We start from the raw sequence: 18,093 nt of genomic DNA on the forward strand, positions 1-18,093 counted from the left end.
GCCCCGCACCGCTCTCACCGCAGCACAGAGGAGTCACCGTGTTCACCACCCGCCCGACCCTCCAAGGCACCTTCGGTATGGCCTCCACCACGCACTGGCTGGCGTCCCAGTCCGCGATGGCCGTCCTGGAGGACGACGGAAACGCCTATGACGCAGCGGTGGCCGCCGGGTTCGTGCTGCATGTCGTGGAGCCGCATCTGAACGGTCCGGCGGGTGAGGTGCCGATCATCCTGGCTCCCGTGGACGGGCCGGTGCGGGTGCTGTGCGGCCAGGGCCCGGCACCGGCCGGTGCGAGCGTGGCGCACTACACCTCGCTGGGTCTCGACCTGGTGCCCGGCACCGGACCGCTCGCCGCCGCGGTCCCGGGTGCCTTCGACGCCTGGATGCTGCTGCTGCGCGACCACGGCAGCAAGTCCCTGGCCGAGGTGCTGCGGTACGCCATCGGCTACGCCGAGCACGGCCATCCCGCCGTGGAGCGGATCGGCGCGACCGTCGCGACGGTCCGTGAACTCTTCGAGACGGAGTGGACCTCCTCCGCCGAGATCTACCTCCCCGACGGCCGGCCCGTCGCCCCCGGAGGACTGCTCAGGAACCGGCCGCTGGCCGCCACGTGGCGCCGGCTGATCGCCGAGGCGGAGACCGCGGCGACCGGCCGTGAAGCGCAGATCGAGGCCGCCCGCCGTATCTGGCGCGAAGGCTTCATCGGCGAGGCGCTCGCCGGCTTCGCGGCCCGCCCCGCCATGGACACCTCCGGCGAACGCCACGCGGGCACCCTCACGGGCGACGACCTGGCCGCCTTCGCCGCCACCTACGAGGCGCCCGTCACCTACGACTGGAACGGCTGGACCGTCGCCAAGGCCGGCGGCTGGTCCCAGGGCCCCGCCTTCCTCCAGCAACTCGCGCTGCTGCCGCCGGAGTTGCCCGCGTACGGCAGCCCGGAGTACGTCCATCTGCTCATCGAGGGCGGCAAGCTGGCGATGGCCGACCGCGAGGCCTGGTACGGCGACGCCGCCGAGGTCCCGCTCGACGCCCTGCTGAGCGACGGCTACAACGCCGACCGCCGGGCCCTCATCGGCGCGCGTGCCTCGTACGAGCTGCGCCCCGGCAGCCCGGACGGCCGCGCCCCGCGGCTGAGCAAGCACGCGGTGGCGGCCGCGGCGGGCACGGACGGCTTTGCGGCGCGGAGTGCCGCCGGGCGCGGGGCGGGCGAGCCGACCGTCGCGCACGGGGTGCCGGGAGCGGCCGGTGCCGAAGGCGTACCGGCGGATGTCGCCCCCGAGATCGACCGGAACGGCGCCACCCGCGGCGACACCTGCCATATCGATGTCGTCGACCGCTGGGGCAACCTGGTCTCCGCCACCCCGTCCGGCGGCTGGCTCCAGTCCAACCCCGTCGTCCCGGAGCTCGGCTTCCCGCTCGGCACCCGGCTCCAGATGGCCTGGCTGGAGGAGGGCCTGCCCAACTCGCTCACCCCGGGGCGCCGCCCCCGCACCACCCTCACCCCGTCCCTCGCGCTGCGCGACGGGGTCCCGGTCATGGCTTTCGGGACACCGGGCGGCGACCAGCAGGACCAGTGGCAGGTGCACTTCTTCCTGGCCGTGGCGCTGCGCGGGGCGGTCCGCGGCGGCCTCGACCTCCAGGGCGCCATCGACGCCCCGAACTGGCACCAGGACTCCTTCCCCGGGTCCTTCTTCCCGCGCGGGATGCGGCCGGGGAGCGTGACGGTGGAGTCCCGGATCGGCCAGCGGGTCATCGATGAACTGCGCCGTCGTGGTCATCAGGTCACGGTGGGTGATGCCTGGTCCGAGGGGCGGCTGTGCGCGGTGGCGCGGGACCCGGAGTCCGGGGTGCTGTCCGCGGCGGCGAATCCGCGGGGGATGCAGGGGTACGCGGTCGGGCGCTGAGGCGCTGAGGCCCTGGCTGTACCGGGCCGGGGACGGGTGCGCGTCCGGTGTTCACCGAGCGGCCCGGCCCCCGGCCCCCGGCCCGTGCCCGCCGCGGCATCCGGAATTCACCTGGAGTCCAGTCCTCGTGTCAGTGGCTCGTGTTTCGATGGACGCATGATCGAAGCACTTCGTACCCAAGATGCAGGAGAGACCGCGATTACCCCGATTGCCGCCACCCCGCCCGCCGCGACCCCGGCCACCGCCCCGGACGGTCCGTCGCTCGACCTCTCGGCCCTGGACCTGGCCGCCGTCGAGGCCGCCGTCCGCCGCGCCGCGGCCGACGAGATCATGCCCCGCTTCCGGCAGCTCGCCGCCGAGGACATCGTCGAGAAGAACGGGCCGCACGACCTCGTCACGGTCGCCGACCGGCTCGCCGAGGAGCACCTCACCGCTTCGCTCACGGCCCTGCTGCCCGGCTCCCGGGTGGTCGGCGAGGAAGCGGTGCACGCCGACCCGGGTGTGCTGGACGCGCTGCGTGGCGACGCCCCCGTCTGGATCGTCGACCCGGTCGACGGCACCCGCCAGTTCGTGCACGGCGACCCGGGCTTCTGCACGCTCGTGGCACTCGCCCACCGCGGCGAGGTGCTGGCCTCTTGGACGTACGCCCCCGCACTGGGCCTGATGGCCATCGCCCGCCGCGGCGCCGGCGCCTGGCTGAACGGCGTACCGCTCCAGGCCGGCAGCCCGTCCTCCGGTGCGGTCCTCGATGTCGCCACCTCCCACTACGACTTCACCGACGACGACCAGAAGCGGGTGCTCGCCAACCTGGACACCGGCGGGATCGCCCCGCGCCCCTGTGGCTCGGCGGGCCTGGAGTACCTGCACATAGCCCGCGGCGAGATCGACGCCACGGCCTTCAGCTGGGAGAACGCCTGGGACCACGCGGCCGGGCTGCTGCTGGTCCATGAGGCGGGCGGCGCCAGCGGCACGGTCGCCGGGCAGCCGTTCCGTATCGAAGGCGGCAATGCGCTGCCCTTCACCGCGGCGCGGGACGCCGAAACGGCGCGGCGTATCCTCGGACTGCTGGCAGCCGCCAACTGACCCTCACCGACGAGGGTCGGAATTGAGGGGAGTGGCGCAGGTGCCGAGGATGCTCGATGCCGTGGTGATCGGAGCGGGGCCCAACGGCCTGACGGCGGCCGCCGAACTGGCCCGCCGCGGTATGTCCGTGGAGGTCTTCGAGGCCCGCGACACCATCGGCGGCGGCGCCCGCACCGAGGAGCTGACCCTTCCCGGCTTCCGCCACGACCCCTGCTCGGCGGTGCACCCCACCGGCGTCGGCTCGCCCGCCTTCTCCGCCATGCCGCTGGACCGCTACGGCCTCGAGTGGCTGCACCCCGAGCTCCCGATGGCGCACCCCTTCCCGGACGGCACGGCCGCGGTGCTCGCCCACTCCGTCGGCGAGACGGCCATGTCCTTCGGGCCGCGGGACGCCGGCGCCTACCGCAGGCTGGTGGCCCCCTTCGTCGGCAAGTGGGACACCATGGCCCACGACTTCCTGCGCACCCAGTGGCTCGGCCTGCCGCAGGACCCGGTGACCTACGCCCGCTTCGGCCTGGTCGGGATCCAGCCGGTCAGCCTCCTCAACCGCCGCTTCCAGGGCGCGAAGGCCCGCGCACTGCTCGCCGGACTCGGGGCGCACGCCAACGCCCCGCTCAGCGGCATCGGCACCTCCGGCATGGCCCTGATGTTCGCGCTCGCCGCGCACCACAAGGGCTGGCCGGTACCGCGCGGCGGCTCCCAGGCGATCTCCGACGCGCTCGCCGGTCTGCTGCGCGCCCATGGCGGGGTGGTGCACACCGACTTCGAGGTCAAGCGCCTGGACGACCTGCCGCCGGCCCGCGCGTACGTCTTCGACACCTCACCGACCGCGCTCGCCCGGATCGCCGGATTGGGCAACGCCTACCGCGAGGTGAAGTACGGCCCCAGCGTCTTCAAGATCGACTACGCGCTGTCGGCCCCGGTGCCGTGGACGGCCAAGGAGGCGCACCGCGCCGGCACCGTCCACATCGGCCCCACCAGCGGCGAGATCGGCGCCTCGCTCAACGCCGCCACCCATGGCCAGGACCCCGCCGTCCCCTTCCTGATCACCGCTCAGCCCAGCCTGATCGACCCCACCCGCGCCCCCGAGGGCAAGCACACCTTCTGGGCGTACGGGCATGTCCCCAACGGCTGGGAGGGCGACGCCACCGAGGTCGTCGAGCGGCAGATCGAGCGCTTCGCCCCCGGCTTCCGCGACCTCGTGCTGGCCCGCGCGGTCGCCGGCCCGCCCCAAATCGCCGCCCGCAACGCCAATTACGTCGGCGGCGACACCGCCACCGGCTCCGCGGCCGGCCTGCGCCTGCTCATCCGCCCCAAGCTCGCCCGGGTCCCGTACGAGACCGCCCACCCCGCCATCTACCTCTGCTCCCAGGCCACCCCGCCCGGCCCCGGCGTCCATGGCATGTCCGGCCACTACGCCGCCAAGACGGTCTGGCGCCGCCTGCGCGCCAACCACCGCTGAACAACGGGCAGTTCGGCCCGCGCGGGCGGGTGACCCGTACCCCGCCTCGCCCGTCGTTCCCCGCGGATGCGCGGGCCACCGCCTAGGCTCAGCCCCCATGAGCACCTCCCTCACCCTCATCCAGGGCGACATCACCGAACAAGCCGTGGACGCCGTGGTCAACGCCGCCAACTCGTCGCTCCTCGGCGGCGGGGGAGTGGACGGCGCGATCCACCGGCGCGGCGGCCCCGAGATCCTCGACGCGTGCCGTGATCTGCGCGCCGACCGGTACGGCCGCGGCCTGCCCACCGGCCAGGCCGTCGCCACCACCGCCGGCCGGCTGCCGGCCCGCTGGGTCATCCACACCGTCGGCCCGGTGTGGGCGAAGAGCGAGGACCGCTCCGAGCTCCTCGCCTCCTGCTACCGCGAGTCCCTGCGGGTCGCCGACGACCTGGGCGCGCGCACGGTCGCGTTCCCGGCCATCTCCACCGGCGTCTACAGGTGGCCGATGGAGGAAGCCGCCCGCATCGCGGTGGAGACCGTGCGGGCTACGGAGACGGCGGTGGAAGAGGTGCGATTCGTCCTCTTCGACGAGCAGGCGTACACGGTTTTCGCGGCGCTTGTCGGCTGATTATGGCAGAAGGTACGGGGGCTGACCTGCGCAAACGCAGGCTCAGTCGTTGCCGGAGGACCGCGCCGCCCTCCCTGGTCACCCCACGTTGATGTCGGATTCTCGCCAGCCGAAGGGCCCCGGCTGGGGAATCCTGAGGGCATGCACACCGACACCGAGCGCTGTCTGCGCGCCGTGCAGTCCAAGGATGCCCGCTTCGACGGCTGGTTCTTCACGGCCGTGCTCACGACCCGTATCTACTGCCGTCCCAGCTGCCCCGTGGTGCCTCCCAAGCCGGAGAACATACGCTTCTACCCGAGCGCGGCCGCCGCCCAGCAGGCCGGTTTCCGGGCCTGCAAGCGGTGCCGGCCGGACGCCAGCCCGGGGTCGCCGGAGTGGAACGAGCGGGCCGACCTCGTCGCCCGCGCCATGCGGCTGATCGCCGATGGCATCGTCGACCGTGAGGGCGTCCCCGGACTCGCGGCCCGGCTCGGTTACAGCACCCGGCAGACCGAGCGGCAGCTGCTGGCCGAGCTGGGGGCGGGGCCGCTCGCCCTGGCCCGGGCCCAGCGGGCGCAGACCGCCCGGCTCCTGGTGGAGACCACCGCACTGCCGATGGCCGACGTCGCCTTCGCCGCCGGGTTCGCCAGCATCCGCACCTTCAACGAGACGGTACGGGAGGTCTTCGCGCTGTCCCCGACGGAACTGCGGCAGCGCGCCCGGCCGGGCCCGAGGGCGACGGTGCCCGGTTCGCTCGCGCTGCGGCTGCCCTTCCGGCAGCCGCTGAACCCCGACAACCTCTTCGGGCACCTCGCCGCCACCGCGGTCCCCGGCGTCGAGGAGTGGCGGGACGGCGCCTACCGCCGGACCCTGAACCTCCCCTACGGGCACGGCATCGTGGCGCTCTCCCCCCGCCCCGACCACATCGACTGCCGCCTCTCCCTCACCGATCTGCGCGATCTGGCCGGTGCCATCGCCCGCTGCCGCCGGATGCTCGACCTCGACGCGGACCCGGAAGCCGTCGACGGGCTGCTGCGCGAGGACCCGCGGCTGGCCCCGCTCGTCGACAAGGCGCCCGGCCGCCGGGTCCCGCGGACGGTCGACGCGGAGGAGTTCGCGGTCCGCGCCGTCCTCGGCCAGCAGGTCTCGACGGCGGCGGCCCGCACCCACGCCGGGCGGCTGGTCCGTGCGCACGGCGAACCGGTCGACGACCCGGACGGCGGCCTCAGCCATCTCTTCCCGTCCGCCGCCGCGCTCGCCGGGCTGGACCCGGAACAGCTGGCGATGCCCCGTACCCGCCGGGCCACCCTCACCGGCGTCATCGCCGCCCTCGGCTCCGGTGCGCTGCAACTGGGCGTCGGCAGCGACCGGGACGCCGCCCGGGCGCAGCTAGCGGCGCTGCCCGGCATCGGCCCCTGGACCGTCGAGTGCATCGCCATGCGCGCGCTCGGCGACCCGGACGCCTTCACCCCCACCGACCTCGGTCTGCGCCGCGCGGCCGCCGGCCTCGGCCTGCCGCACACCCCGGCGGCCCTCATCCGGCACTCCGCGCTCTGGCGCCCCTGGCGCGCCTACGCCGTCCAGTACCTCTGGGCGACCGACGACCACCCCATCAACCACCTCCCGACGAACTGAGCCCACCGCCATGACCGTGCACGCACCCGAACCGGCCGCCCCCGTCACCCAAACCGTTCTGGACGACACCCCGGTGGGGCCGCTCACCCTCGTCGCCACCGGAGAGTCCCTCAGCGGTCTCTACATGACCGACCAGCGCCACCGCCCGCCCCAGGAGACCTTCGGCGTCCCGGCGGACCCCGGCGAGCCCCCGTTCGCCGCCACCATCGCCCAGCTCCGGGCCTATTTCCGCGGCGAGTTGACCACCTTCGACCTGCCGCTCGCCCTGCGCGGCACGCCCTTCCAGCGGCGCGTGTGGGCGGCGCTGTGCACCATCCCGTACGGCGAGACCGTCTCCTACGGACAGCTCGCCGAGCGGCTCGGCACCCCGTCGGCGTCCCGCGCGGTCGGCCTGGCCAACGGCCGCAACCCGGTCGGCATCATCGTCCCCTGCCATCGCGTCGTGGGCGCCAACGGCAGCCTCACCGGCTACGGCGGCGGCCTCGACCGCAAGCGCCGGCTGCTCGCCTTCGAACGGACGGAGGACGGCCTGTTCCCGGCGGAGGCGTGCGGGTGACGGCACGCCGCAGGGCCCCGCTCGACGCGACCTCCGCCGGGACGGGGCCCTCGCTCCGCGGACACCCCCTAGCCCCCCGTCACCCCCCCCGCACCTCCGCCACCAACTCCTCAGCCGCCGTCAACGACCGGCCCAACTCCTCTTCCGTGTGGCCGAGTTCGCCGAGCAGGGCAGCCGCACGGGCACCGAAGCCGGGCGGCGTCTCCGGCATCGCCGCGGCCGCCGCGAGGGCGCCCTTCTCGTTGAGGCACCAGACGCGGTGGTGGGCGTGCAGGGCCTGGACGAGGCCGCCGACGGCGCGGGACAGACACAGGGCCGCATGCAGCACGTCCCGGGCCGTGTACGACTTGCCCGCCATCGCCACCGAGAACCCGGCGTCCCAGACCGCGTCGCGGGTCAGCGCCTTGCGGAGCGCCTCCGGGTAGTCCTGGGTCTCGTGGCGGAGGCGGGCCAGTTCGCCGTCGGTGTCGGCGAGGACCCGGCCCAGTGCCGCCTCGCCCGGGTAGGCGGGGGACCAGAAGCCGAGCGGGTGGCCCGCCTGGACGCCGATCTCGAAGCGGCCCGCGCGGCACTCCTCCCACACCCGCCGCACCCGGTCGACGTCCCGCAGGATCCAGTCCACCTGACGGCCGTCGGGCAGCACCAGCCAGGCCCCGCCGTTGACCCATGCGCCCCAGGACCCCGGCCCGTACACCTCGACGGGACCACCGGTCACCTTCGCGGCCAGCGTCTCCAGCGCCGCCAGGTCCGGCTCACCCCGGTAATAGACCCCCAGATCCCAGTCGGAGTCCGGCCGGTGGGTGCCCCGGGCCCGGCTTCCGCCGAGCATCACCCCGACGATCCCCGGCACCTGTGCGACCTCGGCTGCGATGGCGTCCATGGCGGTCAGCCCAGGGAGCATGGCCGCCCCGGTGTCCACTTCATTTCGACGGACCGTCAGCCCCGCCCTGCGGAATTCCGTCCTCCAGCTCTGCCGGGCCGCGGCCGGCCGCGAGGGCCTTCAGCGCGGCGTCGAGCCGCAGCGCCATCTCGTGGCTCACCAGGGTCCGGGCCTCGTCCCAGTGGACCAGCCGCCAGGAGAGCAGCTCCTCCTCCTGGAGCCGGATCGCGGCCAGCCGGGCCGCGTCCAGCACCCCGCCGTCGTACAGGTAGAACACCAGCGGCGGCCGGTGCCTGCTGCGTACCCAGTCGACGGCGAGCAGCGCGCCCGGCTCGATGTCCAGGCCGATCTCCTCGGCGGTCTCGCGGCGGGCGGCCTGGCGGGGCGACTCGCCGGCGTCCGACTCGACGGTGCCGCCGGGCAGGATCCAGGTGTCGCGGTAGTTGGGCTCCACGAGCAGCAGGCGTCCCTCCGCGTCGCGGAAGAGGGTGCCCGCGCCCGCGAGCACACGGGGCAGACCGGCGATATAGGCGGCGTAGTCCATGGTCGTCACGGCGCGAGCCTAGACGGCGCGGGTCCGGGGCCGCGCCCGCCCGGCTGATCTTCGAGGGGCGCACACCGGGGGCGCTCGGCGGCACCGCTGACCGGTGTGCCCTGTTCGCCGTGGCGCGTGCCGGATAAGGTCACAGCGGCGCGACTGCCAGTTCGAAAGCAAGGGGAAACACGGTGGCGGACGCATCAAGGACATCCACAGCACATGTGCTGATCGCCGCGGACAAATTCAAGGGCTCGCTCACGGCCGTCGAGGTCGCCGAGCATGTCACGGCCGGTCTGCGGCGCGCGGTCCCCGGGCTGACGGTCTCGGCCGTCCCGGTCGCGGACGGCGGCGACGGCACGACACAGGCGGCGCTCGCCGCTGGATTCGCGCCCCAGAGGGTGCAGGTGACCGGTCCCACCGGCGTGCCGGTCACGGCCACCTTCGCGCTGCGGGCCGATGGCACCGCCGTGGTGGAGATGGCGGAGGCGTCCGGACTCCAGCACCTCCCCGGGGGCGTCTTCGCACCCCTGACGGCCACCACGTACGGCACCGGTGAGCTGCTGCTCGCCGCCCTCGACGCGGGCGCGACCTCGATCGTCTTCGGCGTCGGCGGCAGCGCCACGACCGACGGCGGGGCGGGGATGCTCGCGGCACTCGGCGCACGGTTCCTGGACGCGCACGGCGAGCCGGTCGCCCCCGGCGGCGGCCCGCTGCGCGACCTGGCCACCGTTGATCTGTCGGGGCTGGACCCCCGGCTGGCCAAGACGGAGATCGTGCTCGCCAGCGACGTCGACAACCCGCTCACGGGCCCGAAGGGCGCCCCGGCGGTCTACGGCCCGCAGAAGGGCGCGAGCCAGGAAGACGTGGCCACCCTGGACGCGGCCCTGGCGCACTATGCCGAGGTGCTGGCGGGTGCGGTGGGCCCGAAGGCCGCGGAAGCCGCCCTGGCGCCCGGCGCGGGCGCCGCGGGCGGTATTGGCTACGGCGCGCTGGTCGGCCTGGACGCCGCCTTCCGGCCGGGCATCGACGTGATGCTGGACGTCCTGGGCTTCGCCCCGGCGCTGGCGAAGGCCACCTTCGTCATCACCGGCGAGGGCTCGCTCGACGCGCAGACCCTGCACGGCAAGGCGCCGGCCGGGGTCGCCGCCGCGGCCCGTGCGGCCGGTCTGGACGTGGTCGCGGTCTGCGGCCGGCTCCAGCTGCCGCAGGAGGCGCTCGCCGCCGCCGGCATCCGGCGGGCCTACGCCCTGACGGACCTGGAGTCCGACCCGGCCCGCTGTATGGCGGAGGCGGGCCCGCTGCTGGAGCGGGCGGCGGAGCGGCTGGCGCGGGACTTCCTGGTCTGAGGCCCGGTGCGGCCCCCGGCGGGCCGCACCCACCACAAACGCCGCGGGCCCCGAGCGAATGATTCGCTCGGGGCCCGCGGCGTGTTCTGCGTTAGGGAAGCTGTGCGGCGCGGGACTCCGCGCGCGACTCACGGCGGTTGTCGCGGAAGGTGTTGACCCTCCGGGCCGTCGCGAACAGCGGGATCATCGCGCCCAGGACCACCTGAAGGGAGCAGCCGGTCTGGAGCAGCAGCTGCCCGCCGGGGGCGTCCAGGGCCCAGGCGGCGAGCATGCCCATGCTGAGCACGATCCAGCTGAGCATCGCCACCGCGAGGCGGCCCCGCGGCTTGGGGTACTCGACCCGGCTCACCATCAGCCAGGCCACCCCGATGATCGCCAGCAGCGTCGGCAGGAACGGCAGCTCCAGCAGCACGATGGCGACGACGGTCAGGGCGCCGAACGGGCTCGGCATGCCCTGGAAGATGCCATCACGCAGCGTGACACAGGAGAACCGCGCAAGCCGGAGCACCACCGCCAGCAGCACCACGACCGCGGCCACCAGGGACACCCGCTGGTGCGCGCTCTGGAGGGCGACCATGCCCCAGGTCACGACGAAGTACGCGGGCGCCAGTCCGAAGCTGATCAGGTCGGAGAGGTTGTCGAGCTCGGCCCCCATCGCCGAGGCCCGCAGCTTGCGTGCCACCAGCCCGTCGAAGAGGTCGAAGACCGACGCGAGCAGCATCAGGATCACGGCCATCGCGGCACTGTGCCGGGCCATCCCGCCGTCCTCGTTGCCCGTCAGATGCGGGATGAGGACGCCGGTGGTCGTGAAGTACACGGCCATGAAGCCGCAGATCGCGTTGCCGAGGGTGAGGGTGTCCGCTATTGACAGCCGCGTGGACAGCGGCATGTCGTCCTCGTCCTCATCGGTCTCGGGCGCCCAGCCGGCCTGTGTTTCGGGATCAATCACGGTCAAGGCGAGTCACCCCCGCGGTGGTGGCCTGGCCGACCTCGACCGCCGCCTCCACGCCCTCCGGGAGGTAGACGTCGACCCGCGAGCCGAAGCGGATCAGACCGATCCGTTCACCCTGTTCCACCTTGGTGCCCTGGGGCACGTAGGGGACGATACGGCGGGCCACCGCGCCGGCGATCTGCACCATCTCGATGTCGCCGAGCTCGGTGTCGAAGTGCCAGACCACCCGCTCGTTGTTCTCGCTCTCCTTGTTGAACGCCGGAACGAATCCGCCGGGGATGTGCTCCACGGAGGTCACCGTGCCGGCCAGCGGCGCACGGTTGACGTGGACGTTCAGCGGGCTCATGAAGATCGCGACGCGGGTGCGTCCGTCCTTCCACGGCATGATGCTCTGCACCACGCCGTCGGCCGGAGAGATGACCCGGCCCTGAGCGATCTCCCGCTCGGGGTCGCGGAAGAACCACAGCATGCCCGCCGCCAGTGCGGTGGTGGGCACGGCAACGGCGGCCCAGCGACCCGACCGGCGAGACCGGGCGAGGCTGACCGCTGCCGTGGCAACGGTCGGCAGGAGCCACGGCGACGCTCCGCGCGCGAGGCGGACGCGACCGCGTTGTGCAGAGGATTGGCTGTGGGGCATGGATGACCTTCGTAGCGGAGGATGCCGCTTATGGACACGGGGGACGGCGGCTTTCCATGGATGCTATCGGTTACGAGCGGCAACTGGCCAAGAGCCAGAGCCAATCCGTGGCCGAAGAACGATGACGGGGTGTGATCTTCGTCTAGGCCAAAGTGGCGCAAACGGGATGTTCACCCCTGGATCCGGTACTCCTCCAGTAGTCGTCGCCCAATGATCATTTTCTGGATCTCGGCGGTACCTTCGCCGATCAGAAGCATGGGGGCTTCGCGGTAGAGGCGCTCGATCTCGTACTCCTTCGAGAAGCCGTAGCCACCGTGGATACGGAACGCGTCTTCCACCACCTCCTTGCAGTACTCGGAGGCCAGGTACTTCGCCATACCCGCTTCGAGGTCGTTTCGCTGGCCCGAGTCCTTTTTGCGAGCGGCGTTAACCATCATGGCATGGGCGGCTTCGACCTTTGTCGCCATTTCCGCCAGTTTGAACTGGATAGCCTGGTGCTGCGCGATCGGCTTGCCGAAGGTGTGTCGCTGCTGCGCGTACGAAACACCCAGCTCGAAGGCGCGCTGGGCGACCCCGCAGCCGCGCGCGGCCACATTGACCCGGCCGACCTCGACGCCGTCCATCATGTGATAGAAGCCACGTCCGGTCTCGCCGCCGAGCACCCGATCGGCCGGGATCCGCAGCCCGTCCATGATCAGCTCGGTGGTGTCGACACCCTTGTAGCCCATCTTGTCGATCTTGCCCGGAATCGTCAGGCCGGGGCGCACCTCACCGAAGCCGGCCTCCTTCTCCACGAGGAAGGTCGTCATCGACTTGTGCGGCGCGGTGCCCTCCGGGTGGCCCTCGTCCGTACGGCAGAGCACCGCGACGAGCGTGGACGAACCGCCGTTGGTGAGCCACATCTTCTGGCCGTTGAGGACGTAGTCGTCACCGTCCCGCACGCCCTTGGAGGAAATGGCCGAAACGTCCGAGCCCAGTGCGGGCTCCGACATCGAGAAGGCGCCCCGGATCTCACCGGCCGCCATCTTCGGGAGGAAGTAGTCCTTCTGCTCCTGCGTGCCGTGCTGCTTGAGCATGTACGCCACGATGAAGTGCGTGTTGATGATGCCCGAGACACTCATCCAGCCGCGGGCGATCTCCTCCACGGTCAGCGCATAGGTGAGAAGGGACTCACCCAGACCGCCGTACTCCTCGGGGATCATCAGGCCGAACACGCCGAGTTCCTTGAGGCCCTCGACGATCTGCGACGGGTATTCGTCGCGGTGCTCCAGCTCGGTGGCGACCGGCAGGATCTCCTTGTCCACGAAATCGCGGACGGTGGAGAGGATTTCCCGCTGAATGTCGGTCAGGCCCTCGGTCTGCGCGAGACGGGTCATGGCTACTTCTCCTTCTTGGCCGGGGCCACAAGCTCCGGGCGGCCCGGCTGCTCGCCGCCGCGCTCCTTGATGTACGTGGCCGTGGGGACCATGACCTTGCGCCGGAAGACGCAGACCAGGGTGCCGTCCTGCTTGTATCCCTTGGTCTCGACGTGCACGATGCCGCGGTCCGACTTGGAGCGGGACGGGGTCTTGTCGAGCACGGTCGTCTCGCCGTAGAGGGTGTCGCCGTGGAAGGTCGGCGCCACGTGCTTCAGCGACTCGATCTCCAGATTGGCGATGGCCTTTCCGGAGACGTCGGGCACCGACATGCCCAGCAGCAGCGAGTAGATGTAGTTACCGACGACGACGTTCTTTCCGAAGTCGGTGGTCTGCTCGGCGTAGTTGCTGTCCATGTGCAGCGGGTGATGATTCATGGTGAGCAGACAGAAGAGGTGGTCGTCGTATTCCGTGACGGTTTTCCCCGGCCAGTGCTTGTACACATCGCCGACGGTGAACTCTTCATAGGTGCGGCCGAACTGCATCGCGCTTAAGCCTCCGGGGCCTCGAACTTGGATGTGCGGATCATGCCGGCGGCCCGGCCCTTGCCGGCGATGACCAGCGCCATCTTCCGGCTCGCCTCGTCGATCATTTCGTCGCCGAGCATCGCGGAACCCTTGGCTCCGCCCGCCGCCGAGGTGTGCCACTCGTAGGCGTCCAGAATCAGCTCCGCGTGGTCATAGTCCTCCTGGGAGGGCGAGAACACCTCGTTGGCGGCCTCGACCTGACCCGGGTGCAGCACCCATTTGCCGTCGAAGCCGAGGGCGGCGGCGCGGCCGGCTACCTCGCGATAGCCGTCAACATTCTTGATCTGAAGGTACGGACCGTCGATGGCCTGGAGATCGTAGGTGCGTGCGGCCATCAGGATGCGCATCAGAATGTAGTGGTACGCATCCGCCCCATAGCCGGGCGGCTGCTCGCCGACCACCAGGGACTTCATGTTGATGGACGCCATGAAGTCGGCCGGGCCGAAGATGATGGTCTCCAGGCGCGGCGAGGCACCGGCGATCTCATCGACGTTCACCAGGCCCTTGGCGTTCTCGATCTGCGCCTCGATGCCGATCCGGCCGACCTCGAAGCCCATGGTCTTCTCGATCTGCGTCAGCAGCAGGTCCAGCGCCACGATCTGCTGGGCGTCCTGCACCTTCGGCAGCATGATGCAGTCGAGGTTCTGCCCCGCGCCCTCGACGACCGTGATGACGTCCCGGTACGTCCAGTGCGTGGTCCAGTCGTTGACCCGCACGACCCGTGTCTTGCCGGTCCAGTCGCCCTCGTTCAGCGCCTCGACGATGTGGTGCCGGGCGCCTTCCTTGGCGAGCGGGGCGCAGGCGTCCTCCAGGTCCAGGAAGACCTGGTCGGCCGGGAGGCCCTGGGCCTTCTCCAGAAAGCGCGGGTTGCTGCCGGGGACCGCGAGGCAGGAGCGGCGCGGCCGGCCGCCGGGCGGGCGGTTCGCCTGGGTCATGCGGGGACCTCCAGAGGGTCGAGCTGGTTCGCTTTCCGGATTTCGTCGACGATACGGCCGATGATCTCCGTAATACCGAAATCCTTGGGGGTGAAGACGGCCGCCACTCCGGCTTCCCGGAGCGCTGCCGCATCGGCGGACGGGATGATGCCGCCGACGATGACCGGCATGTCGTCGACGCCGGTGCGCCGCAGCCGGGCCAGCACGTCCGGCACCAGCTCGGCGTGCGAGCCGGACAGGATCGACAGCCCGACGCAGTGCACGTCCTCGGCGACCGCGGCCGAGACGATCTGCTCCGGGGTGAGCCGGATGCCCTGGTAGATCACCTCGAAGCCGGCGTCCCGGGCCCGTACGGCGATCTGCTCGGCGCCGTTGCTGTGCCCGTCCAGACCGGGCTTGCCGACCAGCAGCCGCAGCTTGCCGCTGCCGAGCTCGGCCGCGGTCTTGGCGACCTTCTCGCGGACCTCGGCGAGCGGGCTGCCCTCCTCGGCGGCGACCGCCAGGGGAGCGCTGGAGACGCCCGTAGGAGCCCGGAACTCGCCGAAGACGTCCCGCAGCGCCCAGGCCCACTCACCGGTCGTCACGCCGGCGCGTGCGCACTCCAGGGTCGCCGCGAAGAGGTTGCCGTCACCGGCCGCGGTCTTCTTCAGGCCCGACAGCGCGTCCTGGGCGCGGCCCTCGTCGCGGTTGTCCCGCCACTCGTGCAGCGCCTGGACGACGCGCGCCTCGTTGGCCGGGTCGACGGTCATGATGGCCGTGTCGAGGTCCGCGGTGAGCGGGTTGGGCTCGGTGCCCTCGAAGCAGTTGACGCCGACGATCTTCTCCTCGCCGGCCTCGATCCGGGCCCGCCGCTCGGCGTGCGCGGAGACCAGCTGCGACTTGAGGTAGCCGGACTCCACCGCGGCCATCGCGCCGCCCATTTCCTGGATCCGCTCGATCTCCGCGAGGCAGTCGGTGACCAGGGCGTCCACCTTGGCCTCGATGACGTGCGAGCCGGCGAAGATGTCCTCGTATTCGAGGAGGTCGCTCTCGTGGGCGAGGACCTGCTGGATGCGCAGCGACCACTGCTGGTCCCAGGGGCGCGGCAGCCCCAACGCCTCGTTCCAGGCCGGGAGTTGCACCGCGCGGGCGCGGGCGTCCTTGGAGAGCGTGACGGCCAGCATCTCCAGGACGATCCGCTGGACGTTGTTCTCCGGCTGCGCCTCGGTCAGACCGAGCGAGTTGACCTGGACGCCGTAGCGGAACCGGCGCTGCTTCTCGTTCTCGATGCCGTAGCGCTCACGGGTGATCTTGTCCCAGATGCGGCCGAAGGCGCGCATCTTGCACATCTCCTCGATGAACCGGACGCCGGCGTTCACGAAGAACGAGATACGGGCCACGACATCACCGAACTTCTCCGGCGGCACCTGCCCGGAGTCCCGCACCGCGTCCAGCACCGCGATCGCGGTGGACATCGCATAGGCGATCTCCTGGACCGGTGTGGCGCCCGCCTCCTGTAGGTGGTAGCTACAGATGTTGATCGGGTTCCACTTGGGGATGTGCGCCACCGTGTACGTGATCATGTCGGTGGTCAGCCGGAGCGAGGGGCCCGGCGGGAAGACATGCGTCCCGCGCGAGAGGTACTCCTTGACGATGTCGTTCTGCGTCGTCCCCGACAGCTTGGAGATGTCGGCGCCCTGCTCCTCGGCGACCACCTCGTACAGCGCCAGCAGCCACATGGCCGTCGCGTTGATGGTCATCGAGGTGTTCATCTGGTCCAGCGGGATGTCCTGGAACAGCCGTCGCATGTCACCGAGGTGGGACACGGGGACCCCGACCCGGCCGACCTCGCCGCGGGCGAGGACGTGGTCGGGGTCGTAACCGGTCTGCGTCGGGAGGTCGAACGCGACCGACAGGCCGGTCTGGCCCTTGGCGAGGTTGCGACGGTACAGCTCGTTGGACGCCTCGGCGGTGGAGTGGCCGGCGTACGTCCGCATCAGCCACGGACGATCCTTCTGACGCTCAGTCATATCAGGCCCGTATCTTCGTGGTCCGCAGTCCGAGTTGCCTCAGACGTTCCGGAACCGGTTGATGGCGTCGAGGTGCTTGGCGCGCATTTCTTCGTCGCGCACGCCCATCCCCTCCTCGGGGGCCAGTGCCAGCACGCCGACCTTGCCCTGGTGGAGGTTGCGGTGCACGTCGTACGCCGCCTGTCCGGTCTCTTCGAGGGTGTACGTCTTCGACAGGGTCGGGTGGATCTTGCCCTTGGCGATCAGGCGGTTGGCCTCCCACGCCTCGCGGTAGTTGGCGAAGTGCGAGCCGACGATCCGCTTCAGCGACATCCACAGGTAGCGGTTGTCGTACTCGTGGTTGTAGCCCGAGGTGGAGGCGCAGGTGACGATGGTGCCGCCCTTGCGCGTGACGTACACCGAGGCGCCGAAGGTCTCCCGGCCGGGGTGCTCGAAGACGATGTCCACGTCCTCGCCGCCGGTCAGCTCGCGGATGCGCTTGCCGAAGCGCTTCCACTCCTTGGGGTCCTGGGTCTGCTCGTCCTTCCAGAACTTGTAGCCCTCGGCGTTGCGGTCGATGATCGCCTCGGCGCCCATCTTCCGGCAGATCTCCGCCTTCTGGTCGGAGGAGACCACGCAGATCGGGTTGGCGCCGCCGGCCAGCGCGAACTGGGTGGCGTACGAGCCGAGTCCGCCGCTGGCGCCCCAGATCAGGACGTTGTCGCCCTGCTTCATCGCCGCGCCGTTCTGCGAGACGAGCTGGCGGTAGGCGGTGGAGTTGACCAGACCGGGCGACGCCGCCTCCTCCCAGCTCAGGTGCTTCGGCTTGGGCATCAGCTGGTTGGACTTGACCAGCGCGATCTCGGCCAGGCCGCCGAAGTTGGTCTCGAAGCCCCAGATCCGCTGCTCGGGGTCGAGCATGGTGTCGTTGTGGCCGTCGGAGGACTCCAGCTCGACGGACAGGCAGTGCGCGACGACCTCGTCACCGGGGCCCCAGGCGTTGACACCGGGGCCGGTGCGCAGGACCACGCCGGCCAGGTCGGAGCCGATGACGTGGTACGGCAGGTCGTGCCGCTTGGTGAGCGGGGAGAGCCTGCCGTAGCGCTCCAGGAACCCGAACGTCGACACCGGCTCGAAGATCGAGGTCCACACGGAGTTGTAGTTCACGGAGGAGGCCATGACGGCCACCAGCGCCTCGCCCGGGCCCAGCTCGGGCACCGGCACCTCGTCGACGTGCAGTGACTTGCGGGGGTCCTTCACCTTGCTTTCGAGGCCGGCGAACATCTCGGCCTCGTCCTTGTGCACGGTCACCGCGCGGTAGGACTCGGGGATGGTCAGGCCGGCGAAGTCGGCGCTGGTGGTGTCAGGCGCGAGGATTGCGTCCAGGATTTCGTTCACGGGGTGCCTCCGGCGAAGCGCGTCGGGGAAACGGCTTGAGGGAACGTCGGGGTGGTGCGGGAGGTGGTGCCGTCGGTTCGGCCGGGGTGGCGCCGTTGCCGTCGCCTCTGCGGGGGTCGCAGAGCCGTCGGCCGCGGTGCCTGGCAGCGCTGGGTGAGCGCGGTGCCCAGCGGCAGCTGGGAAGTGCCTGTGACGCAGGCATCCGGGCGGACAGCCACATAGGGCTGGTGGGACAGCCGGCGTGCGTG

Annotated in this window: 16 protein-coding genes; 7 read left to right on the top strand and 9 right to left on the bottom strand. The window is 71.5% G+C overall.

Annotated features, from left to right (window positions below; translation table 11 throughout):
* Positions 1 to 38 precede the first annotated feature (38 nt).
* The 6 genes from AC3EUV_RS01260 (at position 39) to AC3EUV_RS01285 (ending at position 7,229) form a co-directional block, all read left to right on the top strand.
* Positions 39 to 1,904, top strand: coding sequence for a gamma-glutamyltransferase family protein (locus tag AC3EUV_RS01260; RefSeq protein ID WP_435601912.1), 1,866 nt, complete (start codon positions 39 to 41; stop codon positions 1,902 to 1,904).
* A gap of 156 nt (positions 1,905 to 2,060) precedes the next feature.
* The gene (locus AC3EUV_RS01265) at positions 2,061 to 2,987 is read left to right on the top strand and encodes an inositol monophosphatase family protein (protein WP_432141188.1); all 927 of its coding nucleotides are present in this window, start codon (positions 2,061 to 2,063) and stop codon (positions 2,985 to 2,987) included.
* A gap of 49 nt (positions 2,988 to 3,036) precedes the next feature.
* On the top strand, positions 3,037 to 4,449 hold the full coding sequence (locus tag AC3EUV_RS01270) for a phytoene desaturase family protein (protein WP_435601913.1): 1,413 nt from the start codon (positions 3,037 to 3,039) through the stop codon (positions 4,447 to 4,449).
* A 97-nt stretch (positions 4,450 to 4,546) separates the two neighbouring features.
* Positions 4,547 to 5,059: an O-acetyl-ADP-ribose deacetylase gene (locus AC3EUV_RS01275; protein ID WP_432141190.1), complete on the top strand. Its 513-nt coding sequence runs from the start codon at positions 4,547 to 4,549 to the stop codon at positions 5,057 to 5,059.
* 141 nt (positions 5,060 to 5,200) lie between these two features.
* Positions 5,201 to 6,673 carry an AlkA N-terminal domain-containing protein gene (locus AC3EUV_RS01280; protein WP_432141191.1) on the top strand — a complete coding sequence of 491 codons (1,473 nt, stop codon included), beginning with the start codon at positions 5,201 to 5,203 and terminating at the stop codon, positions 6,671 to 6,673.
* 10 nt (positions 6,674 to 6,683) lie between these two features.
* The gene (locus tag AC3EUV_RS01285) at positions 6,684 to 7,229 is read left to right on the top strand and encodes a methylated-DNA--[protein]-cysteine S-methyltransferase (RefSeq protein WP_435601914.1); all 546 of its coding nucleotides are present in this window, start codon (positions 6,684 to 6,686) and stop codon (positions 7,227 to 7,229) included.
* A 79-nt stretch (positions 7,230 to 7,308) separates the two neighbouring features.
* On the opposite strand, the gene AC3EUV_RS01290 is transcribed toward AC3EUV_RS01285, so the two are convergent.
* Together AC3EUV_RS01290 and AC3EUV_RS01295 are read right to left on the bottom strand one after the other, a co-directional pair.
* Positions 7,309 to 8,109, bottom strand: a complete 801-nt coding sequence (locus tag AC3EUV_RS01290; RefSeq protein WP_435601915.1) for a nucleotidyltransferase domain-containing protein — start codon at positions 8,107 to 8,109, stop codon at positions 7,309 to 7,311.
* Between the two features lie 40 nt (positions 8,110 to 8,149).
* Positions 8,150 to 8,653, bottom strand: a complete 504-nt coding sequence (locus tag AC3EUV_RS01295; RefSeq protein ID WP_432140723.1) for an NUDIX domain-containing protein — start codon at positions 8,651 to 8,653, stop codon at positions 8,150 to 8,152.
* Positions 8,654 to 8,868: 215 nt separating this feature from the next.
* Between AC3EUV_RS01295 and AC3EUV_RS01300 the strand changes: the two genes are divergently transcribed.
* Positions 8,869 to 9,993, top strand: a complete 1,125-nt coding sequence (locus tag AC3EUV_RS01300; RefSeq protein ID WP_435602045.1) for a glycerate kinase — start codon at positions 8,869 to 8,871, stop codon at positions 9,991 to 9,993.
* 91 nt (positions 9,994 to 10,084) lie between these two features.
* Here AC3EUV_RS01300 and pssA read toward each other — a convergent pair whose 3' ends face one another.
* The 7 genes from pssA to ccrA all read right to left on the bottom strand — a co-directional run bounded on the left by pssA (position 10,085) and on the right by ccrA (position 17,845).
* Complete coding sequence (gene pssA, locus AC3EUV_RS01305) at positions 10,085 to 10,948, bottom strand: CDP-diacylglycerol--serine O-phosphatidyltransferase (protein WP_432140480.1); 864 nt, start codon at positions 10,946 to 10,948, stop codon at positions 10,085 to 10,087.
* On the bottom strand, positions 10,935 to 11,582 hold the full coding sequence (locus AC3EUV_RS01310) for a phosphatidylserine decarboxylase (RefSeq protein WP_042161276.1): 648 nt from the start codon (positions 11,580 to 11,582) through the stop codon (positions 10,935 to 10,937). The genes pssA and AC3EUV_RS01310 overlap by 14 nt, the downstream gene beginning before the upstream one ends.
* A 170-nt stretch (positions 11,583 to 11,752) precedes the next feature.
* Positions 11,753 to 12,958 carry an acyl-CoA dehydrogenase family protein gene (locus AC3EUV_RS01315; protein ID WP_042161274.1) on the bottom strand — a complete coding sequence of 402 codons (1,206 nt, stop codon included), beginning with the start codon at positions 12,956 to 12,958 and terminating at the stop codon, positions 11,753 to 11,755.
* 2 nt (positions 12,959 to 12,960) lie between these two features.
* On the bottom strand, positions 12,961 to 13,482 hold the full coding sequence (locus tag AC3EUV_RS01320; protein WP_432140481.1) for a MaoC family dehydratase: 522 nt from the start codon (positions 13,480 to 13,482) through the stop codon (positions 12,961 to 12,963).
* 5 nt (positions 13,483 to 13,487) lie between these two features.
* Positions 13,488 to 14,459, bottom strand: a complete 972-nt coding sequence (locus tag AC3EUV_RS01325) for an HpcH/HpaI aldolase/citrate lyase family protein (RefSeq protein ID WP_432140482.1) — start codon at positions 14,457 to 14,459, stop codon at positions 13,488 to 13,490.
* Positions 14,456 to 16,468, bottom strand: a complete 2,013-nt coding sequence (locus AC3EUV_RS01330) for a protein meaA (protein ID WP_435601916.1) — start codon at positions 16,466 to 16,468, stop codon at positions 14,456 to 14,458. Before AC3EUV_RS01330 ends, AC3EUV_RS01325 begins: the two co-directional genes overlap by 4 nt.
* Before the next feature lie 39 nt (positions 16,469 to 16,507).
* Positions 16,508 to 17,845: a crotonyl-CoA carboxylase/reductase gene (gene ccrA, locus AC3EUV_RS01335; protein WP_386431615.1), complete on the bottom strand. Its 1,338-nt coding sequence runs from the start codon at positions 17,843 to 17,845 to the stop codon at positions 16,508 to 16,510.
* Positions 17,846 to 18,093 lie beyond the last annotated feature (248 nt).

The organism is Streptomyces sp. bgisy130 (assembly GCF_057708345.1).